The 26,488-nt window shown below is 70.8% G+C and carries 26 protein-coding genes and 1 pseudogene; 21 read left to right on the top strand and 6 right to left on the bottom strand.

Annotation, left to right across the window (positions count from 1 at the left end; all coding sequences use genetic code 11):
* Nucleotides 1-150 precede the first annotated feature (150 nt).
* Together ACH4S7_RS16435 and ACH4S7_RS16430 are read right to left on the bottom strand one after the other, a co-directional pair.
* A complete protein-coding gene (locus ACH4S7_RS16435) occupies nucleotides 151-1,041 on the bottom strand; it encodes a 2-hydroxy-3-oxopropionate reductase (RefSeq protein ID WP_398521843.1) in 891 nt (296 codons plus the stop codon).
* Between the two features lie 235 nt (nucleotides 1,042-1,276).
* Nucleotides 1,277-2,125, bottom strand: coding sequence for a TIM barrel protein (locus ACH4S7_RS16430; RefSeq protein ID WP_398521842.1), 849 nt, complete (start codon nucleotides 2,123-2,125; stop codon nucleotides 1,277-1,279).
* Nucleotides 2,126-2,456: 331 nt separating this feature from the next.
* Between ACH4S7_RS16430 and cseB the strand changes: the two genes are divergently transcribed.
* From cseB to ACH4S7_RS16365, 13 genes and pseudogenes are all read left to right on the top strand, one after another.
* Nucleotides 2,457-3,275 carry a two-component system response regulator CseB gene (gene cseB, locus ACH4S7_RS16425; protein ID WP_398521841.1) on the top strand — a complete coding sequence of 273 codons (819 nt, stop codon included), beginning with the start codon at nucleotides 2,457-2,459 and terminating at the stop codon, nucleotides 3,273-3,275.
* On the top strand, nucleotides 3,272-4,564 hold the full coding sequence (locus ACH4S7_RS16420) for an ATP-binding protein (RefSeq protein ID WP_398521840.1): 1,293 nt from the start codon (nucleotides 3,272-3,274) through the stop codon (nucleotides 4,562-4,564). The genes cseB and ACH4S7_RS16420 overlap by 4 nt, the downstream gene beginning before the upstream one ends.
* A gap of 291 nt (nucleotides 4,565-4,855) precedes the next feature.
* Entirely contained in the window at nucleotides 4,856-5,776 is a 921-nt protein-coding gene (locus ACH4S7_RS16415) for a D-alanyl-D-alanine carboxypeptidase family protein (RefSeq protein WP_398521839.1), read from the top strand.
* Nucleotides 5,776-6,912: an endonuclease/exonuclease/phosphatase family protein gene (locus ACH4S7_RS16410; RefSeq protein ID WP_398521838.1), complete on the top strand. Its 1,137-nt coding sequence runs from the start codon at nucleotides 5,776-5,778 to the stop codon at nucleotides 6,910-6,912. The genes ACH4S7_RS16415 and ACH4S7_RS16410 overlap by 1 nt, the downstream gene beginning before the upstream one ends.
* 184 nt (nucleotides 6,913-7,096) lie before the next feature.
* Entirely contained in the window at nucleotides 7,097-7,348 is a 252-nt protein-coding gene (locus ACH4S7_RS16405) for a hypothetical protein (RefSeq protein WP_398521837.1), read from the top strand.
* Nucleotides 7,345-7,737: a helix-turn-helix domain-containing protein gene (locus ACH4S7_RS16400; RefSeq protein ID WP_398521836.1), complete on the top strand. Its 393-nt coding sequence runs from the start codon at nucleotides 7,345-7,347 to the stop codon at nucleotides 7,735-7,737. Before ACH4S7_RS16405 ends, ACH4S7_RS16400 begins: the two co-directional genes overlap by 4 nt.
* Nucleotides 7,738-7,924: 187 nt before the next feature.
* Nucleotides 7,925-8,536: pseudogene (gene uraD, locus ACH4S7_RS16395) on the top strand (2-oxo-4-hydroxy-4-carboxy-5-ureidoimidazoline decarboxylase); the annotation flags it as partial.
* A 142-nt stretch (nucleotides 8,537-8,678) separates the two neighbouring features.
* Complete coding sequence (uraH, locus tag ACH4S7_RS16390; protein ID WP_398521835.1) at nucleotides 8,679-9,071, top strand: hydroxyisourate hydrolase; 393 nt, start codon at nucleotides 8,679-8,681, stop codon at nucleotides 9,069-9,071.
* An 8-nt stretch (nucleotides 9,072-9,079) separates the two neighbouring features.
* Nucleotides 9,080-10,006: a factor-independent urate hydroxylase gene (gene pucL / locus ACH4S7_RS16385; protein ID WP_398521834.1), complete on the top strand. Its 927-nt coding sequence runs from the start codon at nucleotides 9,080-9,082 to the stop codon at nucleotides 10,004-10,006.
* Between the two features lie 62 nt (nucleotides 10,007-10,068).
* Nucleotides 10,069-11,448, top strand: a complete 1,380-nt coding sequence (locus tag ACH4S7_RS16380; protein WP_398521833.1) for an 8-oxoguanine deaminase — start codon at nucleotides 10,069-10,071, stop codon at nucleotides 11,446-11,448.
* Nucleotides 11,449-11,984: 536 nt separating this feature from the next.
* Nucleotides 11,985-12,767 (top strand): class I SAM-dependent methyltransferase, encoded by a 783-nt coding sequence (locus tag ACH4S7_RS16375; protein WP_398521832.1) that lies wholly within the window; start codon nucleotides 11,985-11,987, stop codon nucleotides 12,765-12,767.
* Between the two features lie 189 nt (nucleotides 12,768-12,956).
* The gene (locus ACH4S7_RS16370; protein WP_398521831.1) at nucleotides 12,957-13,745 is read left to right on the top strand and encodes a tRNA-dependent cyclodipeptide synthase; all 789 of its coding nucleotides are present in this window, start codon (nucleotides 12,957-12,959) and stop codon (nucleotides 13,743-13,745) included.
* On the top strand, nucleotides 13,726-14,958 hold the full coding sequence (locus ACH4S7_RS16365; protein ID WP_398521830.1) for a cytochrome P450: 1,233 nt from the start codon (nucleotides 13,726-13,728) through the stop codon (nucleotides 14,956-14,958). The genes ACH4S7_RS16370 and ACH4S7_RS16365 overlap by 20 nt, the downstream gene beginning before the upstream one ends.
* Before the next feature lie 114 nt (nucleotides 14,959-15,072).
* Here ACH4S7_RS16365 and ACH4S7_RS16360 read toward each other — a convergent pair whose 3' ends face one another.
* Nucleotides 15,073-15,306 (bottom strand): GNAT family N-acetyltransferase, encoded by a 234-nt coding sequence (locus ACH4S7_RS16360; RefSeq protein ID WP_398521829.1) that lies wholly within the window; start codon nucleotides 15,304-15,306, stop codon nucleotides 15,073-15,075.
* 69 nt (nucleotides 15,307-15,375) lie between these two features.
* On the opposite strand from ACH4S7_RS16360, the gene ACH4S7_RS16355 reads away from it, so the two are divergent.
* From ACH4S7_RS16355 to ACH4S7_RS16330, 6 genes are all read left to right on the top strand, one after another.
* Nucleotides 15,376-17,556, top strand: a complete 2,181-nt coding sequence (locus ACH4S7_RS16355) for a HEAT repeat domain-containing protein (RefSeq protein ID WP_398521828.1) — start codon at nucleotides 15,376-15,378, stop codon at nucleotides 17,554-17,556.
* 305 nt (nucleotides 17,557-17,861) lie between these two features.
* Nucleotides 17,862-18,068: a hypothetical protein gene (locus tag ACH4S7_RS16350; RefSeq protein ID WP_398521827.1), complete on the top strand. Its 207-nt coding sequence runs from the start codon at nucleotides 17,862-17,864 to the stop codon at nucleotides 18,066-18,068.
* The gene (locus ACH4S7_RS16345) at nucleotides 18,065-19,591 is read left to right on the top strand and encodes a YfcC family protein (RefSeq protein ID WP_398521826.1); all 1,527 of its coding nucleotides are present in this window, start codon (nucleotides 18,065-18,067) and stop codon (nucleotides 19,589-19,591) included. The genes ACH4S7_RS16350 and ACH4S7_RS16345 overlap by 4 nt, the downstream gene beginning before the upstream one ends.
* 121 nt (nucleotides 19,592-19,712) lie before the next feature.
* A complete protein-coding gene (locus ACH4S7_RS16340; RefSeq protein ID WP_398521825.1) occupies nucleotides 19,713-20,123 on the top strand; it encodes a hypothetical protein in 411 nt (136 codons plus the stop codon).
* Nucleotides 20,124-20,152: 29 nt separating this feature from the next.
* Entirely contained in the window at nucleotides 20,153-20,383 is a 231-nt protein-coding gene (locus ACH4S7_RS16335; RefSeq protein ID WP_398521824.1) for a hypothetical protein, read from the top strand.
* Nucleotides 20,384-20,515: 132 nt separating this feature from the next.
* Nucleotides 20,516-21,469 (top strand): fibronectin type III domain-containing protein, encoded by a 954-nt coding sequence (locus ACH4S7_RS16330; protein ID WP_398521823.1) that lies wholly within the window; start codon nucleotides 20,516-20,518, stop codon nucleotides 21,467-21,469.
* Between the two features lie 63 nt (nucleotides 21,470-21,532).
* On the opposite strand, the gene aceB is transcribed toward ACH4S7_RS16330, so the two are convergent.
* Nucleotides 21,533-23,158, bottom strand: a complete 1,626-nt coding sequence (aceB, locus tag ACH4S7_RS16325; protein WP_398521822.1) for a malate synthase A — start codon at nucleotides 23,156-23,158, stop codon at nucleotides 21,533-21,535.
* A 121-nt stretch (nucleotides 23,159-23,279) separates the two neighbouring features.
* The gene (locus tag ACH4S7_RS16320) at nucleotides 23,280-23,996 is read right to left on the bottom strand and encodes an NTP transferase domain-containing protein (RefSeq protein WP_398521821.1); all 717 of its coding nucleotides are present in this window, start codon (nucleotides 23,994-23,996) and stop codon (nucleotides 23,280-23,282) included.
* A gap of 194 nt (nucleotides 23,997-24,190) precedes the next feature.
* Between ACH4S7_RS16320 and ACH4S7_RS16315 the strand changes: the two genes are divergently transcribed.
* Nucleotides 24,191-24,511, top strand: coding sequence for a DUF5955 family protein (locus ACH4S7_RS16315; protein WP_398521820.1), 321 nt, complete (start codon nucleotides 24,191-24,193; stop codon nucleotides 24,509-24,511).
* A gap of 185 nt (nucleotides 24,512-24,696) precedes the next feature.
* The gene (locus tag ACH4S7_RS16310; RefSeq protein WP_398521819.1) at nucleotides 24,697-25,389 is read left to right on the top strand and encodes an alpha/beta hydrolase; all 693 of its coding nucleotides are present in this window, start codon (nucleotides 24,697-24,699) and stop codon (nucleotides 25,387-25,389) included.
* An 86-nt stretch (nucleotides 25,390-25,475) separates the two neighbouring features.
* On the opposite strand, the gene ACH4S7_RS16305 is transcribed toward ACH4S7_RS16310, so the two are convergent.
* The gene (locus tag ACH4S7_RS16305; RefSeq protein ID WP_398521818.1) at nucleotides 25,476-26,276 is read right to left on the bottom strand and encodes an IclR family transcriptional regulator; all 801 of its coding nucleotides are present in this window, start codon (nucleotides 26,274-26,276) and stop codon (nucleotides 25,476-25,478) included.
* Nucleotides 26,277-26,488: the final 212 nt, after the last annotated feature.

Below are 26,488 nucleotides of genomic sequence, written 5' to 3'. Positions count from 1 at the left end.
GCCGGTGGCCGGGGCCGGCCGGATATGCCACAGGGGTGGGGTACGGAGGTTCCGTACCCCACCCCTGTGAGGGTGGTGCCCCGGACGGCGTCCACGCCTTGGCGCGACCGGAAGAGTCGGCGTGGACGCCGCCCGGAGAGTGGGGGCCGCTCAGACCTGCCGGCCGGCGAGGCGCTCGACGGACCGCAGCAGCGCGGAGTGGTCGAGCCCGCCGTCGCCCTGTGCGCGCAGGGACGCCACGAGTTGGGTGACGACCGCACCGACCGGCAGCGGGGCGCCGACCGCACGGGCGGCGTCGGTGACGATGCCCAGGTCCTTGTGGTGCAGATCGATGCGGAAGCCGGGGCCGAAGTCCCGGTTCAGAAAGTTGTCCTTCTTCCTGGTCAGCACCGTGGAGCCGGCCAGACCGCCGTTGAGGACGTCGAGCGCGGCCCGGAGGTCGACCCCGGACCGCTCCAGGAAGACGACGGCCTCCGCGCACGCCTGGATGTTGATGGCCACGATGAGCTGGTTGGCGGCCTTGACCGTCTGGCCGGAGCCGTGCGGACCACACCGGACGATCGTCCGGCCGACTGCCTCCAGCAGGGGCAACGCGCTGTCGAAGTCGGCCTGTTCGCCACCGACCATGATCGAGAGTGCGGCCTCGACGGCGCCCGCCTCACCGCCGGAGACGGGCGCGTCGAGTACCCGTAGCCCCTTCTCCAGCCCGGCCGCGGCCAGCTCGATCGAGGTCCGCGGGGTGATCGAGGACATATCGATGAGCAGGGTGCCGGGGCGGGCGTGCGCCAGAATGCCGTCGGGGCCGTAGGCGATGGCCTCGACCTGCGGGGACGCGGGCACCATCGTGATGACGACATCGGCGTCCCGGACCGCGTCGGCGATCGAGTCGGCGGCCCGGCCGCCGGCCGCCGTGAGCCGGTCCAATTTGGCCCGCTCCAGTGTGAATCCACTGACGGAATAGCCTGCTTTGAGCAGATTCTCGGCCATGGGGGAGCCCATGATGCCGAGCCCGATCCACGCGACTGTGGGAAGTGTGCTCATCAGGTGCCTTTCGTCATGGTGGTGCGGGGTGCGGGGTGCGGGGTGCGGGGCGGTGGCGGTCGGTACGGAGTGCGGGGGCGGCGGTGGTCGGTACGGAGTGGCGGGAGGCGTGCGTACGGGGAGGGGTGGCGGTACGGGTGGCCCCTCGGCGGTGCATCGGATCCGGCGCCCGGGGCCGTGGCGGCGCATCGCGGGCCTGGTGGATACCGGGTGCCGGATGCAGGCTTCCGGTCGTTCAGTGCGCCGGGCGGGGCGCGCGCGCCTCGGACGGGAGCCAGTCGAAGGCCGCCGCGCTCGGCCGGTCGCCCGGTTTGTACTCCAGACCGACCCAGCCCTCGTAACCCGCCGCCGTCAGCTCGTCCAGCAGCCGTTCCAGCGGGAGCGAACCGGTGCCGGGAGCGCCGCGGCCGGGGTTGTCGGCGATCTGGACGTGGCCGGTCGTCTCCGCGTGCTTCGCGATGATCCCGCTGACGTCCTCGCCGTTCATCGACAGGTGGTAGATGTCGAGCAGGAACCGCGCGTTGTCGAGGCCGGTCGCCTCGTTCACCCGGTGGACGACGTCGAGCGCGGCCGGGGCGCTCACCAGGGGGTAGCGCGGTGACTCCGGCTCATTGAGGGTCTCGATGAGCAGGGTCGCCCCGGCGTGGTCGGCGGCCCGCGCCGCCAGCGCCAGATTCTCCAGCGCCAGCGCGTCCTGGGTCATCGGATCGACGCCGTCGACGCGGTTTCCATACAGCGCGTTGAGCGCCCGACAGCCCACCGACGCCGCGAACTCCGCGGCCACCTCGACATTGGCGCGGAAGCGGTCGGACTCGGCGCCGGGGAGGGAGAGCGCGCCCCGGTCGGCGCCCGGCAGCCGGCCGGCGTAGAAGTTCAGCCCCACCAGGTGGGTGCCCGCGTCGTCGAGCGCCTTCTTGAGGTCGGTGAGTTCGGCCGGCGCCGGAGTGGGGGCCGCGATCCACGGCCACCACAGCTCGACCGCGCGGAACCCCGCCGCAGCGGCGGCGGCCGGGCGCTCCAGGAGGGGCAGCTCGGTGAAGAGGATCGAGAGATTCACATCGAAGCGCTGGTCGGTGTAGCCCATATGATGACTGCGTCCCTTCCGTATACCGGAAGTAAGTTTCTGCTTAGCGGAAGCCTGCTGGCAGGGCTTCGTACTTGTCAAGAGGCCGCCCCTCGATTCCGCTCGCCCCGATTCCGATCCCCCCGATTTCGGTCCCTTTGATCCCCGGCCGCACGCCCCGCCGCCCGATGGGCGTCCGGTCCGTACCGGGTCGACGGTCCGGTACGGATTGGATGCCCCAGTTGATACACAACCGACGCACGGCGGACGGATGCCCGTCGCACAGTGGGCACCCCCCGGGGCGCACCGGGACGACCGTGGCGGCCGGCCGGCCCCGCAGCAGGGAGAATCGATGGCGAACGTCGTACAGGTGGAAGGCGCCGGAGTGATCGCGGAACCGCAGGAGAACGGCGTGCCCGGCCACCAGGGCGGTGCGGAACCGCCCGATCGGGCCCCGGTGATCGTCCTGGTCGAGGACGACGAGGTGATCCGTACCGCCGTCTCCATCGCCCTGGGGCGCTACGGCTACCGGATGCGGTCGGCGGCCGACGGACTCACCGGGCTTGAGATGTTCCGGGAGCACGCCCCCGACCTGCTGCTGCTCGATGTGATGCTGCCGGAGCTGGACGGTATCGGCCTCTGCCGGAAGGTGCGGGAGACCAGCCAGGTCCCCATCCTGATGATGTCCGCCCGGGGCGATTCGCTGGACGTGGTGTTCGGGCTCGAAGCCGGCGCCGACGACTATGTGGTGAAACCCGTCGACACCCCCGTGCTGGTGGCCCGCATCCGTGCCCTGCTCCGCCGGACCACCTTCACCCCCGACCCGGCCGGCACGGACCGGGCGACCCCGGCACCGGATCGGGATCGGGACCGGGATCGGGACCGGCTCGTCTTCGGCGATCTGACGGTGGACACCCGCGGGCTCGACGTGTTCCGGGACGGTGAGCGGATCGCGCTCACCCCCACGGAGCTTCGGCTGCTGCTGGAGTTCGCGGCGAACCCCGGGATCGTCCTGGACCGGCAGACGCTGCTGCGCAACGTATGGGACTACGGCTGGGACGGCGACAGCCGGGTGGTCGACCTGTGCGTGCAGCGGCTCCGCCGGAAGATCGGCGCGGACCGCGTTGAAACGGTCCGCGGCTTCGGCTACAAACTGCGGCGCACCCCGTGACGGCCGCGCGCTCCACCTTCGCCACGGCGTGGCGGAGCCTGGGCAACTGGAGATCGCTGCGGTGGAAGATCGCCGCCCTGGTGGTCGCGGCGTCCTGCGCCGTGGCCGTGTCCGTGGGCGTCATCGTGCACCAGTCCACCGCCTACCAGCTCCAGGGAGACGCGGCGGGGCGGGCCCACCTGGAGCTGCAGTACGCCGTGGCCGACTACGAGACCGGCCGGGAGTCCAGGGGGGAGCCCGTGCTGGACCCGGAGATGATGCCGGCCGAACTGCTCCACCGCGTTGAGCGGGACGGGGAGTCCGTCTGGCTCGACACCGAGAGCAGAACCGGCCCGTGGATGTGGGCGGCCCAGCCTTACGACGGCGGCGTGTTCGCCGTCAAGATACATACATACCCGGAAGAGGCGCGGCTGGCCGCCCTGGACCGCACCATCGTGAAGGCATCGGCGGCGACCCTCCTGGTGATCGTCCCGCTCTCCCTCGCTGTCACCGCACTGCTCAACCGCCGGCTCCGCCGCGTCGCGCGGACCGCCCGGGTCATCGCGGACGGCGATCTCGACGCCCGTACCGGAGCGGACGGGCGGCGCGGGGACGAGATCACCGACATCGCCGGGGCGGTCGACTCGATGGCCAACTCCCTCCAGGAACGACTGCTCGGCGAACAGCGCTTCACCGCCGATGTCGCGCATGAACTGCGGACACCGCTGATGGGCCTGGTCACCTCCACCGAGCTGCTGCCCGACGGGCAGGCGACCGATCTCGTACGGAACCGGGTGCGCGTCCTGCGCGGACTGGTCGAGGACCTGCTGGAGATCTCCCGCCTCGACGCGGGGGCGGAGGCGGCCGACGCCCGATTCGTGCCGGTGGGCAGCGTCGTCGAGGCATCGGTGACCCGGACCGGGGAGCCGACCCGGACGGTGATCGTCCACAACCAGCAGATCTCGACCGACCCGCGCCGACTGGACCGCATCATCGCCAACCTGGTGCTCAACGCGCACCGCCACGGCCGTGAGCCCGTCGAGGTCCGGGTGGACGGCACGACCGTGACCGTACGCGACCACGGGCCCGGCTTCCCCGCCGCCCTGCTGGCCGACGGGCCGCAGCGGTTCCGCACCGGCGCGGCGGAACGCGGCCACGGCCACGGTCTGGGGCTGACCATCGCAGGGGGGCAGGCCCGGGTGATCGGGGCGACGCTCCACTTCGCCAACGCGGACGACGGCGGCGCGGTCGCCGTACTCCGGCTTCCCGAAGGGGACCAGGCCGGTGTACCCCGGCCTCCCGATGAGTGACCGGACCGCCGTCCGACGCACCCCTGCCCGACGCACCGCCGTCCAACGCACCCCTGCCCGACGCACCGCCGTTCGAACGTCGATATCCGATATGCACCGACACGTCGATTCACGTCGATACACGGCGGAGACACGGCCGCGCCGTGATCGACAACCCGCCTCCACGGTGTGGACACACCCGCCTCACAGAGTGGCTGACGTGCGCGATTCCCGCGTACTCGTCCTCCGGAGGCAGTCTTGTACGCGGATTCCCACCACGCCCCGACCCCTGATCCGCGGCCACGGCGTCGGGTGCCCGCACTCGTGCTCTGGGGCACGGTGGCGGCGCTGCTCCTCACCGTCCTGGGCGGCTGGGTCATCGGCACGGAGAGGGACCGGGCCGCGGCGGGGGAGCCGCCGCCGGTCACCGCCGGGGGGACCGGCACCCTGTCCCTGCCGTGGCCGAAGAGCGGCCAGGCGAGCGTGACCTACACGGGAAGCGGCAGGTCCGGATCGAGCGGTGCGCAGAAACCCGTCCCCATCGCCAGTGTCACCAAGGTCATGACCGCGCATGTGATCCTCGCGGACCATCCGCTCCGGGACGGGGAGACCGGACCGCTCATCACCGTCGACCAGCAGGCGGCGGACGAGTCCTTCTCCGGCGTGGAGTCGACCGTCCCCGTCGAGGCGGGCCGACAGCTCAGCCAGCGTCAGCTCCTGGAGATGCTGCTCCTTCCTTCCGGGAACAACGTCGCCCGACTGCTCGCCCGGTGGGACGCGGGCAGCGAGAGCGCCTTCGTCGCGAAGATGAACCGCGCCGCGGCCGACCTCGGCATGAAGAACACCACCTACAGCGACGCGAGCGGCTTCGCACCCACCACCACGAGCACCTCCGACGACCAGCTCCGGCTGGCCCGGCAGGTCATGCGCGACAAGGCATTCCGAGCGATCGTCGCCACCCGCGAGGTTGCCATCGGGGGTGTCACGGGCACCATCGCCAACACCAACAAGCTGCTCGGCACCTCCGGTGTCATCGGCGGCAAGACCGGATCGAGCACGCCGGCGGGCGGCGCCCTCATGTGGGCCGCCACGGACGGACAGGGCGCGAAGGCGGGGTTGATCCTCGGGGTCGTTCTGCACCAGAGGCCGAACACCACCCCCGCCGAGGGGCTGGGGGCCGCCTTCGATGCCACGGAGGTACTCGTCACCGCGGCACGGCGGGGTGGCCACTGATGACCACCGGCGACATGCTCCCCACGACCGGCGACCGCACGGAACAGCTCCCGGAGTGGCGCTCGGATGAGGGGACGAACCACACCCCGGACCCGAGCCCGGACGACGACCACCACCACTACCTGGTCCCGGACCAGGACCTCGACCACGCTCCGGACCAGGACCTGGACCCGGAATGGCGGACGGGGCGGTGGGCATCCGGTGGGGCACGGCGATGGGTCGGCCGGCGCGGTGGCGGCTGGATCGCCACGGCGGGCGCCCTCTATGCGGCGGCCCTGCTCGCCCACCCCCTCGTACCCAACGGCGCCAGAAACTCCGGCAGCCTCATCGAGACGTTCCTGCCCTGGTCGGCGCTGGCGATCCCGCCGCTGTTCCTCCTCGCGCTGTACCGGCGCTCGCTCCTGGCCGTCGCCGCCGCGCTGCTCCCCGCGCTGGTCTGGCTCGCCCTGTTCGGCGGTTCGCTCACCGACAAACGGAGTGGGGGCGGGGAGCTGATCGTGGTCAGTCACAATGTCGGCGCGGACAACCCCGACCCCGGGGGCACCGCCCGCGAGTTGGCCGACACCGGCGCCCAGGTGATCGCGGTCCAGGAACTCGCCGCCACGGCGAAGGACGCGTTCCACCGGGCACTGCCGCCCCGGTACCGACACCACACGGTCCAGGGCGGAGTGGGCCTGTGGAGCACGTACCCGATGTCCGCGCCCGAACCGGTGAACATCATGCCGTGGCCCCGGGCCCTGCGCGCCACGCTCACCACGCCGAAGGGCGAAGTCACCGTCTATGTGGCCCATTTGGCATCGGTCCGCGTCACCGCGGAATCCGGCTTCACCACCGACCGCCGTGACGCCGCCGCACGACTCCTCACCGAGGTCGTCGGCCGGGACTCTTCGGCGAAGACCCTCGTCGTCGGGGACTTCAACGGCACGACGGACGATCCCGGTCTGGACCCGCTGCTGCGCGGAATGACATCCGCGCAGGAGGTGGCGGGGGAAGGGTTCGGTTTCAGTTGGCCCGCCCCGTTCCCTCTGGCCCGCATCGACCACATCCTGGCGCGGGGAATCCAGCCGGTCTCCGCGCGGACGCTGCCCGCCACCGGAAGCGACCACCTGCCCGTGACCGCCTCCTTCAGGCTGTGAATCCGGGCGGCGAATCCGGGCCGTGAATCCGGGCTGTGGATCCAGGTTCTGGATCCGGGCCGTGAATCCAGGTCTTGAAGCCAGGCGCTGAATCCCCGCCGCGAACGATCGGAGGCGCGTGCTCCGCCGATCGCCGCCCGGGTGTCCACTAGGGTCGTGTCGGAGTCGACGTGATGGGGGCACCGTGCGGTTGAGAGTGGAATTCACGACCGAGCCCTTCAACCTGGACGAGGCACCCGCCCATGCGCTGGTCGGGCGCGAGGTCATACGAACCGCCGAGCTGGACGCCGTGGATGTCGGTCCGTTCGGCAACACGGCCGAAGGCGGTGCGGACGCCGTACTGGCCGCCGTCGAGGCACTGTTGCACCGCACCCTGGGTGCCGGTGCGACCCGGGTCACCCTCCAGATCAATGTGATCGAGGAGGCCGGCGAATGACCCCACCGGAGACGGGCCGGCCCGTGGACCATCCCCTCGCGCACGCGGTCGGGCCGCTGATCGAGGCGCTGGGTGCCGAGGTCATCGCTCCCGCACAGGCGGGGCCCGACGACGTGGTGCTCGCCTGGGAGGGGGAGAACGTCATCGCCGTACGGCTTCCGCAGCTCTCCGAGTCACTGGACCGCATACTTGCCGCGCTGGAGCGCCGCCACGGGATGCCGTTGTCCGCCCTGGACCGCAAGACGAAACAGCAGGTCGTGCGGGCCTTGGAGGCGCGTGGCGCGTTCTCCGTGCGGCATGGGGTGGAGACGGTCGCCGGGGCGTTGGGCGTCAGCCGGTTCACCGTCTACAACTATCTGAACAGGGCGAACGCGGCGAACGGCGGCTGAGGCGAGTCGGCAGGGCAGCAGCCCGTAACACGGATTCTTCAACAAACTGTTGACGCCGGGTTGGTCAGCGGGTTGGCTAGGCGTACCCGTCCCGACCCGCAGCCCGTCCGGACCCGCAGCCTTTCGCGGCGCGGTCCGTTCGACACACAGCGTTCGACACGCCGCGAGCGACACCACGGAGGCCGCCGTGACTTCGAGCCCGGAGAGCCTCTCAGACAAGCCATCCGACCCGGCCGGTACCCCGTACGACGTCCCCGGCACCTCCCGCGTCGCCACCGCCACCGGCTCCACCACTTCCCGTACGGAACCCGGCACCGGCCTCGACCGGTTCAACGGCTCCGCCGACAGTGCCGCCGTCGCCGCGCTCCACGAGGTGTGTGCCAGTGCGGCCTGGGGGCGTGAACTCCTCGCTCGGCGCCCCTATCCCACCGCCGAAGCTCTCCTTGCCACCAGCGACGCCGCCGTGGCACGGCTTACCGAAGAGGATCTGGCCGAGGCGGTGGCGGGTCACCCGCCCATCGGCCGGCCGAGGCCCGGGGACCCGACAGCCGCCCGTGAACAGCGCGGTATGGCCGCGGCTGACAGCGCGCTCAAGGCCGAGATGCTGGAGCTGAACCTCGCCTACCAGGCCAGATTCGGTCATGTCTTTCTGATCTGTGCCACCGGCCTCAGTGGTGCGCAGATGCGTGACGCGGTACGGGCCCGGCTCGCGAACCCGCCTCGACGGGAGCGCGCGATCGTCCGTACCGAGCTGGGCCGGATCAACCGCATCCGGCTGACCCGCCTCCTCGCCACCGAGACCACCGAGACCACCGAGACCACCGTCGTCACCGGGGTCACCGAGGTCATCCGGACCAACCAGGCCACCGAGTTCACAGGGGCCACCAGGGTCACCGAGGCCACCGAGGAGAGGCCCCGACCACCCCGACAGGAGTGAGCGCATGAGCACGGAACCGACCACCTCGGTGTCCACGCACGTCCTGGACACCGCCATCGGCCGCCCGGCCGGAGGAGTCACCGTCTCCCTGTCGGCCCGGGCCGGGACCGACGCCCCCTGGGTGCCGCTGGGCGACGCCACGACCGACCCGGACGGGCGGTGCGCGGAGCTGCCGGCGCTGCCCGACGGCACCACCCGGGCCCGGCTCGACTTCGGGACCGGGGCGTACCTCGCACCGGACCTGCACCCCGGGGACCGTCCGGTCGCCGGGACGGCACCCGACCCGGACGCGTTCTTCCCCGAGGTGTCGATCACATTCGCCGTCGTACCGGGTGAGCACTACCACGTACCGCTGCTGCTCAGCCCATTCGGATACTCCGTATACCGAGGGAGTTAGCAGAGCCCATGACAGCCGAAAGCCGCCCAGCCCCCACCGTGATCCTCGGTCAGAACCAGTACGGGAAAGCGGAGAACCGTGTCGTCCGGATCACCCGCGACGGCGCCACCCACCACATCAAGGACCTGAACGTCTCCATCGCCCTCTCCGGGGACATGGCCGAGGTCCATCATTCCGGTGCCAATACGAACGTCCTGCCGACCGACACCACCAAGAACACGGTGTACGCGTTCGCCAAGGAGTACGGAATCGAATCCGCCGAGCAGTTCGGCATTCGGCTGGCCCGGCACTTCGTCACCTCCCAGGAGTCGATTCACCGGGCCCGGATCCGTATCGAGGAGTACGCCTGGGATCGGATAGCGACCTCCGGAGGCACCGGTGGCGAGCACTCCTTCGTCCGCAAGGGGCGGGAGACCAGGGTCAGTGAGATCGACTACGACGGAGAGCGCTGGCAGATCATCTCCGGTCTCAAGGACCTCACGGTCCTGAACTCCACCGACTCCGAGTTCTGGGGCTATGCGAAGGACCGGTACACCACCCTCCAGGAGGCGTACGACCGTATCCTCGCCACCGACGTCAGCGCCCGCTGGCGGTACACCTGGAGTGCGGACGATATGCCCGCGCCCGCGTGGGACAGCGTCTGGGAACAGGCCAGGACGGCACTTATCGAGGCATTTGCCGACACCTATTCGCTCTCCCTCCAGCAGACCCTGTACCGCATGGGCGCACGGGTCGTCGAACGCGTCGATGAGATAGCGGAGATCCGGTTCGCGCTGCCGAACAACCATCATTTCCTGGTGGATCTCACGCCGTTCGGACTCACCAATGACAACGAGGTCTACCTCGCCGCCGACCGGCCCTACGGACTGATCGAAGCCACCGTTCTGCGGGACGGCGCGGATCAACGAATTCCGGCCGATCTGACCCTTCTCTGACGTTCGGTGCACCTTCCCTGAAATCCAGCGAACTCCGGTACCCCTGAAACGAGGTCCTCGCCATGGCGGCTTCGCGCATCGTCATCGAGAACTGCGCCATTGCGACCGTGGACGCGCACGACACCGAGTACCCCACCGGCCATGTGGTCGTCGCGGACCACCTCATCGAATCGGTCGGCCCCGGCCGCGCGCCGGCCGGACTGGCGGATGTGGTCCGCCGGATCGACGGCACCGGCCATCTCGCCACCCCCGGACTGGTCAACACCCATCACCACTTCTACCAGTGGATCACTCGGGGGCTCGCCACCGATCACCACCTCTTCGACTGGCTGGTGGCGCTCTATCCGACCTGGGCCCGGCTGGACGAACAGATGGTGCGCGCCGCGGCCCGGGGCTCCCTCGCCATGATGGCGCGCGGCGGAGTCACCACCGCGATGGACCACCACTACGTCTATCCGCGCGGATCCGGCGATCTGAGCGGCGCGATCATCGGCGCCGCTGGCGATATGGGCGTGCGGTTCACCCTCGCGCGCGGCTCCATGGACCGGGGGCGATCGGACGGCGGACTGCCACCGGACTTCGCCGTCGAGACCCTCGACGGCGCGCTCGCCGCCACCGAGGAGACCATCGACACGCACCACGACCCGTCGTTCGACGCGATGACACAGATCGCCGTCGCGCCCTGCTCCCCGTTCTCCGTCTCCACCCAACTGCTCCGGCAGGGAGCAGAACTGGCGCGCCGCAAAGGGGTGCGGCTCCACACGCACGGTTCGGAGACCGTCGAGGAGGAACAGTTCTGCCGAGAGCTGTTCGGCCTGGGGCCGACCGACTACCTGGAGTCCACCGGCTGGCTCGGGCCGGACGTGTGGATGGCGCACTGTATCCACATGGACGACGCCGACATCGCCGCCTTCGCCCGTACGGGCACGGGTGTCGCCCACTGCCCCTCCTCCAACGCCCGGCTCGGGGCCGGTATCGCCCGGGTCCCCGATCTGCTGGCGGCGGGCGTTCCGGTCGGCCTCGGGGTCGACGGGACCGCCTCCAACGAGGCCGGTGAACTCCACACCGAACTGCGGAACGCCCTGCTCGTCAACCGGCTGGGACCGCGTCGCGAGGCCGCTCTCACCGCACGGCAGGCACTGCGTCTCGGCACCTACGGCGGCGCCCAGGTCCTCGGGCGGGCCGATGGGATCGGTTCGCTGGAGGCCGGGAAGCTCGCCGATCTGGTGCTTTGGAGACTCGACACCCTCGCCCACGCCTCCATCGCCGACCCGGTGGCCGCGCTGGTGCTCGGCGCCGCGGCTCCCGTGACGCTCTCCCTGGTCAACGGCCGGCCGATCGTCGAGGACAACCGACTGACCACGGTGGACGAGGACGCCATCGCCCGCGAGACCCGAACCGAGGCACAGCGCTTGGCGCGGGCCGACTCCCGTACGTCGTGAGCCTGTTCCTCATCGTCGGATGACGCCTTAGCCGGCACCCATGACGGCGCCCTCCCCCGGCCCGGGGGAGGGGCGGCCTCCCCCTGACTGATGGGGTTTCCGGGTCCGGCTGCTTTCACGATCGCACAAGCGTTCAACGCGTTCACGCTTCGGGTGCCGCCCGTGGGCTTGCCGCGCCGTATCGCGGCAAGGCGCCTGTCACGAAGAACGGTCCCCGGGCCGGAAGCACCGGCCGGGCGGAGGGCGTCGACGGAGGAGGTCCGTCACGCCCCCCCCGCCAGGGGTGGCGGCGAACCGGCCTCGGGAGCGAGCGTTCCCATGGCCCGCGGACGACATCTCACGCCCCCACGTGCCCGATGGCACCTGTCCGACACCCGGCGTGCCTGCGCACACCGGGCCGGCGTCACCCGCTCCCCCGAGACCTTCACGGGCGGGAGCACGGGTCCCGGGGCCGGACGCGACACATGGGCGTGACACATGGACGTGACACATGGACGTGACACAGAGGCGTGCCACACAACAGTGAGGAGACGGCGATGGATTCCCAGTTCGACACGACGGTGGCGGCGTACGAGCGGAGCATGGAGGCGATGCCCTTCCGGGAGCACGTCGAGGCGCACAGCTTCCTGAACGCGGTCGGTGACATCGAGGGGCGTGATGTCCTCGACCTGGGGTGCGGCAGCGGGCTGTACGCCCGTCTGCTGCGCCGTGCGGGGGCGGCCCGGGTGGCGGGGATGGACGAGTCGGCCGCGATGGTGGACCACGCACGCCGGCGCGAGGCGCGCGAGGGGCTGGGCGTGGAGTATCTGGCCGCGGACCTTGCCGACCCGGCCGCGGGTGATCTGCCGGGCATCGCCGGTGCGTTCGACCTGGTCACGGCCGTGTACGTGCTGCCCTACGCCCCCAGCCGAGAGGCGTTGGAGGGGTTCTGTGCCACGGCGCGGCGGGCGTTGCGCCCGACCGGCGGGCGGTTCGTGGCCGCGGTCCTCAACCCCGAGTTCTGCACGGATCCGGAGTGGTACCGCGGCTACGGGATGCTCCTGAGTGCACGGCAGGCACCGGCGGAGGGCACCCCGGGGCACATGCGGGCCTGGGTCGGACCTGACGTGCTGGACCTGGACTTCTTCCGTTGGTCCGCGGCGGCGCATGAGCGGGCTCTGGAGTCGGCCGGCTTCGACCGCGTCTCGTGGATCCGGCCGACCGTCTCCGAGCAGGGCCGCGCCAGGTACGGGGACGAGTTCTGGGCGAACTACCTGAGCTGCCCGCACGCGCTGATCGTCGATGCGCAGGCCGGCCCCCGGGCGGAACTCGGCGACTGAGCACTTCCGGTGGAGTTTGCCGCCCCGCCCCGCCCGGGCCGGGCCCGATCCGCCCCGCCCCGGCCCGGAGGAGTGAGGCCCCCGCTCCGAATGAGCCGGCCCTCCGTACTTCCCGGCCCTCCGCACTTCCCGGCCCTCCGCACTTCCCGACCCCGTCGGACCGACCAGCAGAGAAATGAGGTCACTCCCATGAATCGAGTCACCACAGCCCACGCACCCGGCACCGACAGGAACGCCCCGCGCGACAGCGCCACGGCACGGGACCCCGTAGCGCCCAGCGGGTTCCGGGTGGAGGGGCTCGACCTCCACAGTCCCCGCCTGTCCGAGCGGTACGGCACCGTGGTGCTGGGCCTGTCACCGTTCAACTCCTTCTACTCCACGGAGACCGTGACCGCGTTGTGCCGCAGCGCCGCGGTGTCCTTCCGCGATGTGCACGTGGTCCTTCCGGGAGCACCCGAGTCGGCGTTGCGGCACATCTCCGCGGGTAAGGCGCCACGGCCCGCGGTCCAGCGGTCCAAGCGCGTCATCCACAACATGCGCAACGTGGCACGGCGCACCCTGGCCGACTGCGGGGTGCCCGATACGGACTCTCGCGTCCATGTGCTGACCCGCTTCGCCGCCCATCCGCGCTACCAGGAGGTCCGGGCACGCATCGAGACCGCATACCGCACACAGGCCCCGATGCGTGAGGCGGTGCGCGCTATGACGCGTACGGCCCTGGCCGCCTCCATCGACTCCGAGCCCACACCGGCCCAGATCGACGACAACACGCGCTACATCTTCGCCGAGTCCCCGCTGCTGCTGGATTCGACCGGAGTGCTCGCACGACCCCGCGCACTGTTCGTGTACCACCGCCGGGTGCCCGTCTACGACGTGGTGGCCGCCGGCCGGGTACCCGGCCTCACGGTCGGGGCCGGCCACGTCCTGTCCGTGCTCACAGACGAGAGGAACAACCGTGATGACGACGATTCCCGATGAACTGAGCTGGCCCGACTCCTTCCCCACCCGGGGGCACGGCCTGCCCCCGGAGATGTTCGACCTCTTGCGGCGCGAGCGGCCGGTGGCCCGGGTGGCGTTCCCCTCCGGCCACCAGGCGTGGCTCGTGACCCGACGTACCGACATCACCGCGATCGGATCGAGCCGCAGCTTCTCCCGCAACCTCACCTGCCCCGGTGGGCAGCGCATCGCCGGCGAGGACTTCAACAGCGTGCCCGGCGGCATCTTCAACCTCGATCCCCCCACGCACACTGTCGTGCGGCGCGTGGTCCAGCCGTTCTTCAATCCGGCCGCGGCGACCGCGCTCAAACCCGCGGTCGCGCTGGCCGCCGCCGATCTGGTGACGACGGTGCACGACGGCCCCAACCCCGCTGACCTGCACCGCTCATACGCGCACCCGCTCGCCGCGACACTGGCCTGCGACCTCATGCGCGTGGCACCCCGCCAACGCCGCAAGATCGTGCCCCGATTGCGCTCGCAGGTCGACTACACGACACCGGCCGCCAAGATCGATACTTCCACCCGGTGGATGCTCGACTTCGCCGACGAGGTCATCGACGCCAAGACGGCCGACCACGACGACGCACGCGAACCGCGCGACCCGGTCGAGGCGCTGATCCAGGCCCACCACCGCGGGACCATCACCCGGGAGCAGTTGCACGCGACGGTGATGTACCTGTTCGTCACCTCCGCCGAGCCGGTCACCGGCCCGGTCACCACCGGCGTCTACACCCTGCTGCGGCACGGCGACCAACTCGCCCGAATACTGCGCGACCCCAGTCTGTGGCCCACGGCGGTCGCCGAACTCCTGCGCCTGCACCACAACGGCATGACCTCCATGCCCCGGGTCGCGCTGACCGACACCGAACTGCACGGGGTGCTCATCCGGGCCGGTGACGCCGTCGTCACCCCCTGGGTCGCGGCGACCTGGGACCCGGAGCACTTCAAGCAGCCGGAGCGATTCCGCCTCGACCGCAGCGCACAGGAAGACCCGGCCCTCACCTTCGGCACCGGCCCCCATTTCTGCCTGGGCGTCAATATCGCCCGCATGTATCTGGAGACGGCGCTCTCGACCCTCTTCGAACACCTGCCGGAGCTGGCACTGGCGGCCAAACACGAGGACATCGCCTGGGAGCCGGACACCTACCTGTTCACCCGGCCGGTGGAGCTGCCCGTCACCTGGTCCCGCCAGTGAACGGCAAGAAGCGGATCACGTTCGGGACGCGCGCGCTCCGCGATCCGGCTGCCCGGCCATCGAGTGAAGCGGTGCGAACTCATCAGCGATCATGCTCGTCATGACGAGATCGTGCTACCGGCCGGCGAAGAACACATGATCGCGGAGGCGGCCGTCCTCGATGAAGCCGAGCCGACGGTGCAGGGCCAGTGATGCTTCGTTGTGCGCGAGGATCCGCGCCTGGCACTTGGCACAGCGGCGCTCGGCGAACACCCACCCCTGAACGTCCCGCCGTTGAGCTCGCACATCAACGCCGCCGAACAGGCCGAGGAGCGAACGCGGCTGCCGTCGCCGGATGTTAAACGACAAGCCAAAGCCGTTCACCGTCCGCCCGATGTCCCAGGCGGGATGTCAGACCCCCGTGCCATGCTCGGAAGCATGGATCTTGAACAGGCTTTCGCCGATCTGGACAGCGTGCGCTGGGCCGACCTGGAGCACGCCTACGGTGAGGCGGGAGACCTGCCGGGCATACTGCGCGCGCTGGCGGGCGACGAGCCCGCGGCGGCCGAGGCGTTCGACGAGCTGTGGGGCAGCATCCTCCACCAGGGCACGGTGTATTCGGCGACCGTGGCCGCCGTGCCCTTCCTCGCGCGCGCGGCGACGGCCGGGGTCCGGACGGTGGAGCTGCTGCTCCTGCTCGGCGGCATGGCCCAGAGCGAGGACGAGTACGGGATAGCGGAGCCAGGAGCCTGCCGGGCCGCGGTCGTCGCCGAACTACCCCTGATACTCCCGATGATGGACTCCGCCGATGGCGCGGTGCGCCAGGCCGCCGCGTGGGCGGCGGGGCGCTCCGGCGCCGCCGCCGCGCTGCCCTTCCTGCGCCGGCGGTGGGCGCGGGAGGGGGAGCCGAGCGTGCGGGCCGAGTTGCTCGCCGCGCTGGCCCACCTCGACGCGGCGGGCAGCGCCCCGACCGTGCTGGCCTCGATCTCCCCCGGCGAGCCCGCCGAACTACGCGTGGAAGCCCTGCTGGCCGGAGTGGACATCGGCCTGCCCTGGTCGCCCGCGCACCGGGACACCCTGCTGTCCCTCCTGCCCGCCGACCCCTATCTGGCGGACCGTTTCGACCAGGAGCGGACCGAGCCGCTGCGCTATGTCGTGGACGCGCTGCTCCGCCGCGACACGGACGCCGACCGCGCCTTCGCGTACGAGTTGATCGAGGCCGGACTGCGGCTGCGGGACCCCGAGGCGCGGGAAGAGGCGCTGTGGGCCGCCGAGCACGCGTGCGTGCTCTCGCGGAGCGCCCCGGCGCGGCTGGCGTCGGCGCTGCTCGCGCTGCTGGCCGAGCCGTCGTTCCCGCACACCGCTTCGCTGCTGCCGATCCTCGACCTGCTGGGCACACATGCCGCCCCGGCCGCGCCCGCCATCGCCCGCCTCGCGACCGACGGCGGCGAGCTGGCCGATCGGGCGCTCGAAGTGCTGGTCAGGGTGGCGCCGGAGCAGGCCGCCCCACTGCTCGCACGAGACCTGGGCCACCGGACCCGGGCGCTCGCCGCGGCGGTGGGCGGGCCGGGCGCCCGGCCCGCCCGACCGATCCCCTACGCGCCGGAGCTGCTGAACGCCATTCGCATCCGGCTCTCCGGCACCGGCGCCGACGAACTCACCGGCCCCGAGCCGTCGCAGCTCACCGGGCTGCTGACGGGCTGGGGCGGCCTGGCCGCGGCGGCCCTGCCCGAACTGACCGCCGCGCTGGACCGTTTCCCGACGCTCGTCCCGGCCGCGCTCACGGCCGTCTGTCCGGACGAGAGCCGGGAGGCGACGGCGGCGCTGCTGCGCCGGGCGGCGGGCCCCGCGGTGGCGCCCGACCCGTCCGAACCGCCGTCGGACACGGACGCCGACGCGTACACGGCAGCCGCCGAGTGTCGCTACGCGGCGGCTGAGGCGCTCCACGGACTGACCGGCGAAACCGGTCCGCTGGTCGACGCGGTGGCGGAGGCGCTGCTCGGGGACGTGTCCGCGGGGGTGCCCCGGACCGCCGGGGAGCTCGGCCCCGCCGGGGTGGTGCTCGTGCCCCGGTTGCGGGCCGCCCTGACCGCGCCGGGCGGGCGTCGTACCGTCCCCGAGATGAACACGGACATCCAGATAGCGGTGGCGCTCTGGCGGCTCACGGGTGACGCGGAGGAGCCGGTACGGGTGCTCCGCGGAGTCCTGGCGGAAGCCGCGGACGGCATGTGGACCAGTTGGCCCCTGCGGAACGTGGCCCGCGCGGCGGCCCGGCTCGGCCCCGTGGCGAGCCCGCTGGCCCCCGGGCTCCGGGCGCTGCTCGACGACCCGGACCAGGTTCCGACGGCGATCCCGGCCCTGCACTCCATGGAATGCGCGATCGACCGCTCCCTGGCGGTGGACCTGCTGCTCACCTCGGCCGAACGGAGTGCGGACCCCGAGGCGGCGCTCGCATCACTGGCCGCGCTGGGTTCGGAGGCCCTGACCCCGGAGACGCGTTCCCGGCTGACGGCGCTGGCGGAGCGTGATCTGCGGCTGGCGATCCCGGGTGTGGATCGGGAGACGGTCGCGGCGGACGAGCGGCTGCGGGGGATGGCGCGGGAGATCCTGCGCGGTTGAACCAGGGCTGGAGCCGGTCCGCCCCCTTGAATCCGGGGGATCGGCGGCGGGAGTGGTGGCAGGGCTGATCCCGGGCCCTTCCCTCGGTCCCGGGCCGCCGCTTCGATCCGGGCCGCTCCGGGGTTGAACCAGCGCGGCCCTCGGGTGGGGCCGGGGCCCCCTGCCGGCCAGCCGGCAGGGACGGTGCCCGCCGCCCCCGCCCGCCGTCCCCCGCCCCCGCCTCCGCCGACCGACATGCGGTCACCGCCCCCCTGTGATCCATTGTTTCCAGCCACGCACAGCGCACGGCGGACAGGGGTTCGACGATGGATTTGGCATCGAGGATCGACGGTGCGACGGGCGGTCTCCGCGCGGACCTGGAGCGGCTCGCCCGGATCCCCCCGATCGTCCTGCCGCGCGAGCCCGCCGCCGGGAGCTCGCCCACGGCCCGGGCCGACCTCCCGGTCCAAGCCGATCTCCCGGCCGGAGCCGATGCTGCCTTCCGGGCCACGCCCGCCTGGGGAGCCGTATGACGACGGCCGCACCGGAGCGGGCCCCCGAGGGGCCCCCGGCGAAGAAGGGCTTCACCTTCCCCAGCGCGCTGACGATCCTGGCGCTCGTCACCGTCGCGGTGTGGGCGCTGGCCTTCCTCATTCCCCCGGGGGAGTACGAGCGCAACGCCAACGGCGCGCCCCTACAGGGCACGTACCACCGCGTCGACAGCGGACAGAGCTTCGTCGACCGGCTCAACGATCTCTTCCTCGCCCCCGTGAACGGCCTCTACGGCATCCAGGACGTCAAGACCGGCACCGTCGGCCCCGAACTGGCCGGTGAGCTGTACGGCAGTGCGGGTGTCTTCCTCTTCGTCCTCGCGATCGGTGCCTTCATCACGGTCGTCTTCGCCACGGGCGCCCTGGACCGGGGGATCGCCCGCCTCGCCCACCGGCTGCGTGACCGGGGCGCACTGCTGATCGCGGGCGTGATGCTGGTCTTCGCCCTCCTCGGCACGGTGGAGGGCTTCGCCGAGGAGACGCTGGGCTTCTACGGTCTGATCGTGCCGCTCATGCTCGCCCTCGGCTACGACCGGATGGTGGCGACGGGCACGATCATCCTCGGTGCGGGTATCGGCGTGCTCTGCTCCACCGTCAATCCGTTCGCGACGGGCGTCGCCTCCTCCGCGGCCGATATCTCGCTCGGCGACGGCATCGCGCTGCGGGCGGTGATGTGGGTGGTGCTGACGACCGTGACCATCGCCTATGTCGTCCACTACGCGGGCCGGGTCCGGAAGAACCCGGCCCGCTCGATCTCGGGCTTCCTCCCCGGGGACCGCGACCACACCACGGCGGAGACCACCGACCCCCCGGAGCTGACCGGTCTGCACCGGACCGTCCTGATCCTGGTGACGCTCGTCTTCACCTTCATGATCTTCTCGGTCGTGCCCTGGTCGAGCGCGCTGACGGGCGACGCGGACGCCATTCCCTACGGGTTCGAACTCGGCTGGTCCTTCCCCGAGCTGGCGGCACTGTTCCTGGTCGCGGCGGTCCTGGTCGGGGTGGTGGCCCGCTTCGGCGAACAGCGGCTGAGCGCCACGATCATCCAGGGGGCCGCGGACTTCATCTCCCCGGCGCTGGTGATCGTGCTGGCCCGGGGCGTCACCGTGATCATGAACAACTCGCAGGTGACGGACACGGTTCTGCATGCCGTCGAGGGTGTGGTGCAGGGCACGTCGTCGGGCTTCTTCGCCATCAGCGTCTTCCTGGTGAACCTCCCCCTGGCGTTTCTGATCCCCTCCAGCTCGGGCCATGCCACCCTGGCGATGCCCATCCTGGCCCCGTTGGCGGACTTCGCCGGGGTCTCCCGCGCCGTGGTGGTGACGGCCTGGCAGTCGGCGAGCGGCTGGATGAACCTCTGGGTCCCCACCACGGCGGTCACCATCGGCGGCGTGGCACTGGCGAAGGTCGGCTACGACAAATACCTGCGGTTCGTATGGCCGTTGCTGGCGATTCTGGCGGTGCTGATCTGCGGCTTCCTGGCGGCGGGCGCGGCACTGACCTGAACACGCCCACGGAGCCACGGACAGAGCAGCGTGCAGAAATTACAGAAATGCTTGCAACTGTATGAATAGGTGTGCTATCGTCGGCTGCTCTCGAATGGATGAGGAGAGGTGGCTGGGGAAGATGGACATCAGGCTCGGCAAGGAGGCCGGCTCGCAGGTGGCGCTGCTGGCGAAGGCGTGGGGGGTGGATGGGGAGGAGGTGATCCTCCGGCTGCTCAGGCACTTCCAGGGCGAGGGCGGCACGGGAGCGCCGGAGGCGCGGCCCGAGGTGGCCCCCGGGCTGGTCCCGGTTCATGTGCGCTATGCGGGCCAGCGGATCGCGGGGATGTATGACCCGGGGGCGGAGAGCCTGACGATCTCTTCCGGGCCCGCCCAGGGGCACTACAAGTCGCCGAGCGGTGCCGCGACGGCCGTCCTCCAAGCGCTGCGGCCGGGGGTGGCGCCGCACCGGAACGGCTGGTCCTTCTGGGTCGTGGACGAGACCGGGAATCGGCTCCAGACCCTCCGCGACAAGCGCACCACCGGTCTGTAAGTATAGGGAAATGGAGGAGAATGAGAAGAATGAGCAATCCATCGGGGGGTCAGTCGGAGATCCAGTCGGAGAGTTCGAGTGACGACGGCCCGCTGATCAGTCAGCACGCGGCGATCGTCTTCCTCTTCGCCGTCGTCCTGGGCCTGGTCTTCGGGGGGCTGGCCCGCGCGGCGGGGAAGCCCTGGCCGGAGGCGGTGATGACGGGACTCGCCGCCGCGGGCGTCACCGTCGTCGCGCACCGGCTCATCGCCCGGTCATAGCCGTTCCGATATCCCCCCAACACCACTGGATACGGGTGGTCTTCCGCTCCCTCGACCTCTGGGGGCTTGAAGTCGACGTGCACACATGCAATACAGGTCTGGACCAATCCATCCGTTCGCGGAGGTTAGACCGTGCAACGTCCCCCCACATCCCTCGCGTTGGTCTGCGCGGCCGCACTCCTCCTCACCGCCTGCGGCGGAGAGGACAAGGACTCCGAGGCCCCCACCACTCCCACCGGAGTGACCGTGCAGACCAGCAGCGCCACTTCCGTACATGTCATGTGGAAACAGGCGTCCGACAATGAGGCGGTCACCGGCTACGAGGTGTACCAGAAGGGCACCAAGGTCAAGTCCGTGCCCGGCACCAAGAGCATGATCGACGTCGAGCAGCTCACCCCCAAGACCGCGTACAGCTTCACCGTCCGGGCCCGGGACGCCGAGGGCAATCTCTCCAAGCCCAGCCCCGCGATAACCGTCACCACCCCCGTGCCGACCCCTGACGACAAGAAGGCGCCCACCCGCCCGGCCGGTCTGCGGGGCAAGGTCGAGGGCGGCAAGGCCGTCAGCCTCAGTTGGCAGAAGTCCACCGACAACGTCGGCGTGACCTCCTACGACATCTACCAGGAGGACTCCCGTATCCACAGCGTCTCCGGCACCGAGACGGCCGCCCGGGTCACCGGACTGCGCCCCGGCACCGTCTACACCTTCACCGTGCGCGCCCGGGACGCCTCCGAGAACTCCTCACCGGACAGCACCGCCGTCGATCTGACCACCCCGGCCGCCGCCGGCGAGGGCGCCAGCACGGCCCCCACCGATCTGACGGCCAAGGCTCGTAAGGGCTTTGTCGATCTGAGCTGGACACCCCCGAAGGCGGACGGTGCGATCGAGACCCATGAGTTGTACGTCAACGGGAAGTTCGCCACCACCCTCGTCTGGAGCAATATGCCGGCGAAGAAGAGGATGACCTACGCGATGGAGGTCACCGATCCCGCGGGCACCCGCTACAGCCTGAAGATCCGGTCCAAGCTCCCGGACGGCAAGTGGGGCGACTTCTCGGCCCAGCGCACCGTCGTGCTGGTCGACTGAGCCCGGCGCACCATAGCCGCGCCCCCCGGAACCGTACGGTTCCGGGGGGCGCGGCGGCCGGAATCAGCCGGTCAGTCGTTCGTACGCGGGGAGCGTCAGGAAGTCCTCGTACGTCTCGTCCAGCGCCACCTTCAACAGCAGGTCGTGCGCCTCCCCCCAACTACCGGCCGCGAACGCCTCGTCGCCGACCTCCGCGCGGATCGCCGCGAGTTCGTCGGTGGCCAGGGAACGGACCAGTTCCGGAGTGGCGCGTTCGCCGTTCTCGAAGACCACCCCCGCGTTGATCCACTGCCAGATCTGGGAGCGGGATATCTCGGCCGTGGCCGCGTCCTCCATCAGATGGAAGATCGCGACCGCGCCGTGCCCGCGCAGCCACGCCTCGATGTAGCGGATGCCCACCTGTACGGCGTTGTGGATCCCGTCGTATGTCGGCCTGGCGTCCAGTGAGTCGACGGCGATCAGTTCGCCGGCCGTGACCGTGACGTCTTCCCGCAGCCGGTGCTTCTGGTGCGGGCGGGTGCCGAGGACCGCGTCGAAGGACGCCATCGCGATGGGCACCAGATCGGGGTGAGCCACCCAGGAGCCGTCGAAACCGTCGCCGGCCTCGCGGTCCTTGTCCGCCTTGACCTTCGCGAAGGCGGTCTCGTTGACCGCGGGGTCACGCCGGGAGGGGATGAAGGCCGCCATGCCGCCGATGGCGTGGGCGCCGCGTCGATGGCAGGTGCGGACCAGGAGTTCGGTGTACGCGCGCATGAAGGGCGCGGTCATCGTCACCGCGTTGCGGTCCGGGAGCACGAACTTCGCCCCGGCGTCCCGGAAGTTCTTGATGATGGAGAAGAGGTAGTCCCAGCGGCCGGCGTTGAGCCCGGACGCGTGGTCGCGGAGTTCGTAGAGGATCTCGTCCATCTCGTACGCGGCGGTGATCGTCTCGATCAGGACGGTGGCGCGGACGGTGCCGTGCGGGATGCCCAGATACTCCTGGGCGAAGACGAAGACGTCGTTCCAGAGGCGGGCCTCCAGATATGACTCCGTCTTCGGGAGGTAGAAGTAGGGGCCCTTGCCGAGGTCGAGCAGCCGGCGTGCGTTGTGGAAGAAGTAGAGGCCGAAGTCGACGAGGGCGCCGGGGACGGCGCTGCCGTCGGCGGCACGGAGATGGCGCTCCGTCAGATGCCAGCCGCGCGGGCGGGCCACGACCGTCGCCAGTTCCTCGGCGGGCCCGAGGGCGTAGGACTTCCCGGTGCGCTCGTCGGTGAAGTCGATACGGCGCGTGTAGGCGTCGATCAGATTGAGCTGCCCCAGAATGACGTTCTCCCAGGTGGGGGCCGACGCGTCTTCGAAGTCGGCCAGCCAGATCCGGGCGCCCGAGTTGAGGGCGTTGACCGTCATCTTGCGATCGGTCGGACCGGTGATCTCCACTCGACGGTCGTCGAGGGCCGGGGGAGCCGGCGCCACCCGCCAGGAGTCGTCCGCCCGTATCGCGGCGGTCTCCGGCGGGAAGTCGAGGGTGGCGGTACGGGCGATCTCGGCCCGTCGCTCGGCGCGGCGGCTGAGCAGCTCGTCCCGGCGTGGTGTGAAGCGCCGGTGCAGTTCGGCGAGGAAGACGAGGGCCGCCTCGGTGAGGACCTCGTCCTGCCGGGGCAGGGGCGCGGCTTCGACGATGGCCAGCGGGGACGGCGCTGGTGCGGACATCAGCTGTCACTTCCTTCAGCGGCGGTGCCTGGGTCTCAGAGGCTTCCGATCATGCTTCTGGTCGATGGATAGTAGTTTCCTCATCGTGGAAGTACAAGGTGTGTTGACGTCGAGACACCGATCAGTGGGGAGGGTGTCGGTCCAGGTGTACGAGATCCTCCGGGGTGTCGATGTCGTACCCCTCGGCGATGTCTCCGCACTCGACGAGTGTGAGCGCCGATGCGTGCCCGGCCAGATAGGCGCGGGCGCCCCGATCGCCCACCGCGCTCGCCGCCACGGCCCGCCAGTGGTCGGCACCGAGGAGGACGGGGTGCCCGCGCTCCCCGTCGTACGAGGCCGCGATCAGTGCAGCCGGGACCCCGTCGGTCGGGCCGGGGTCGCCCTCCCGGTCGTGCCGGCCTTCCCGCCCGGCCCATCCGTGGCGCTCGTACCGGCTCTCCCTGTCATATCGGGAGAGGAGGGTGGAGCGGATGCGCGCCACCGCGGGGGCGCCGATCCCCGGCTGGTCGACCAGGCAGACGAGCGCCGCGTCGGCCGCCGTCCCGGCCAGCGACTCCAGCCCCGCGCGCAGCGATGAGCCCATCCCGTCCGCCCAGTGGGGGTTGTCCACCAGTACGGCTCCGGGGAGATCGGCCTCCGTCCGGACCCGATCGGCGGCGGCGCCCAGGACGATGTGCACCGGGCCGCAGCCGCCCTCGTGGAGGGCGCGCAGGGCGTGCTCGATCAGGGGCCGCCCGTGATGGCTCAGCAGTGCCTTGGGCCTGCCGCCCAGCCGGCGCCCACCCCCGGCGGCCAGGAGGAGTCCGGCCACGATCGGTTCTGTCGTTGAATGCGTCATACGGCTTCCTGTCCCGGCCGCAATGTGACCGTTTGGCGCCATGTGATGGACGTCGTACAGCCATTGTCCTGAATTCGGTCATCTGAGTGGCGCGTATGGCACCCAGTGGCGTTAACTTGCCCGCAACTCAGGGTGGTTGAGCGTCGACTGACGGTCGTTGAATTCGGCCCGGGGTGAGTGTGAGGGGGAGTGCTTTGTTGCGCAGCGTGGGGCAGACGCCGGTGACAGGGAGCGGGAAGGACCCGAGGACGACGGCGCTCGGGGTGGCGGTATCCCGGTTACGCCGAGAACTGGCCGGGCATCCGGGGCACCTGCCCGATCAGGGCATCGCCGAGGACGAACTCTCGGTGCTGGCGGGGATGGTGGCGGCCGGGCGGCCCGAGGTGCCGCGCATGAGGCGCTCGCTACTGCTCATCGCGGGCGCGATCGGGTCGGTGAGCGCACTGGCTCCCGCCCTGATGCAGGTGCGCAATGCGGTGGATCTCTTCGGCGAGGTGCCCCGACAGCCGAGATGAGGCGCTCTGGGGGGCGGGGGCGGGGGCGGGGGCGGTCCAGGCGGTTGCGGCTCATCGCGGCTGTCGGGGCGCTCCGCCCGCCAGGGACGGCGCCCGCACCCGCTGCGGTGGCACGGCCGCCGGAGCCGTCTTAGCGTGAGGAGGAAAGTGTCGAAATCACCTTCGAGCGCTCAGAGGAAGTCACCATGGCCAGCAAGCCCGCAATCGTTCTGGTTCACGGATTCTGGGGCGGCGCCGCCCACTGGGGGAAGGTCATCCTCGAACTCCGGAGCCGTGGCTACGATTCTCTCCACGCGGTGGAGAACCCCCTGACCTCGCTGGCCGAGGACGCCGAACGCACCCGGAAGATGGTCAAGCAGATCGACGGGCCGGTCGTCCTGGTCGGTCACTCCTACGGTGGTGCGGTCATCACCGAGATGGGCGATCTGCCGAACGTCACCGGGCTCGTCTACATCGCGGCCTTCGCGCCGGACGCGGGGGAGAGTCCGGGGCAGATCAGCCAGGAGCTGGCGCCCGCCGCGTTCGAGAACCTGGCCCCCGACTCCGACGGGTTCCTCTGGATCAAGCAGGACAAATTCCAGTGGAGCTTCGGTCAGGACCTGGACGACGACGAAGCGCTGGTGATGGCCGTCACCCAGAAGGCCCCGCTCGCCTCGACGTTCGGGGACAACGTGACCGCTCCGGCCTGGCGGAACAAGCCCGTCTGGTACCAGGTGTCGAGCGACGACCGCATGATCCACCCGGACAACGAGCGGCGGATGGCGAAGCGGATGTCACCCCGCAACACCATCGAACTCGCCGCGAGCCACGCTTCGCTGGCGTCCCACCCGAAGGAAGTGACGGATCTGATCGAGGAGGCGGCGGGCGCGACCTCCTGACGACGTCCGGGAGCCGGGCACCCCGAGCCGACCGGCTCGGGGTGCCCGGCCCGCTGTCCCGGGTCGGGGAGCCGCGCCGCCGCCCGTCAGCCGTGTCCGCCCGTCGTGGCGAGAGCCGTCGAGAGCTGCTGGGCGACCTCCTGGAGGATCGGGACGATCCGCTCCGTCGCCACCTCGGTCACCCGCCCGGCCGGACCCGAGATCGAAATCGCCGCGGCCGTCGGTGAATTGGGGACCGGGACCGCCAGACAGCGCACCCCGATCTCCTGCTCGTTGTCGTCCACCGCGTAGCCGCTGAGCCGCACCTGCTCCAGCGCCGCCAGGAAACCGTCGGGCGTGGTGATCGTCTTCTCGGTGGCGGCGGGCATCCCGGTCCGCGCCAGCAGAGCCCGTACCTCGTCGGCGGGTGTGTTCGCCAGCAGTGCCTTGCCCACCCCGGTGGAGTGCGGCAGCACCCGCCGGCCGACCTCGGTGAACATCCGCATCGAGTGCTTGGACGGCACCTGGGCCACATAGACGATCTCGTCGCCGTCGAGCAGCGCCATGTTCGCCGTCTCGCCGGTCTCCTCGACCAGCCGGGCGAGATAGGGGCGCGCCCAGGTCCCGAGCAGCCGGGCGGCGGATTCGCCCAGACGGATCAGCCGGGGGCCGAGCGCATACCGGCGGTTGGGTTGCTGACGTACGTAGCCGCAGGCCACCAGGGTGCGCATCAGCCGGTGGATGGTGGGCAGCGGCAGTCCGCTGCTGGCGGACAGCTCACTCAGGCCGACCTCGCCCCCGGCGTCGGCCATTCTTTCGAGCAGGTCGAAGGCGCGCTCCAAGGACTGGACGCCACCGCTGTTCGCGGACTTGGCGGCCTCGGAGGTGCTGGCACTGGACGTCGGCACGCTGGCGGGTCCTTTCGGGCAGGCGGGCGAGTGTGCAGCCTACCGGGCGGTTGTCTTCGGTACGGGGGCGTCGGCCCGGAGTCAGCCCCGGTCAGAAGGGCTTCCTCCGGCCGCGGGCGGCGGGGGACCCGGGCGGAGCCTTGACGAGCCCGGCCGGCCGGGGGAAGACTCCTTCAACAGTTCGTTGAATCCATGCGACCGGGGAGGGGCAG

It is taken from the genome of Streptomyces sp. NPDC020965 (genome assembly GCF_044333555.1).
Lineage (GTDB): Bacteria > Actinomycetota > Actinomycetes > Streptomycetales > Streptomycetaceae > Streptomyces.
This window is presented reverse-complemented; position numbering and strand designations above follow the sequence as displayed.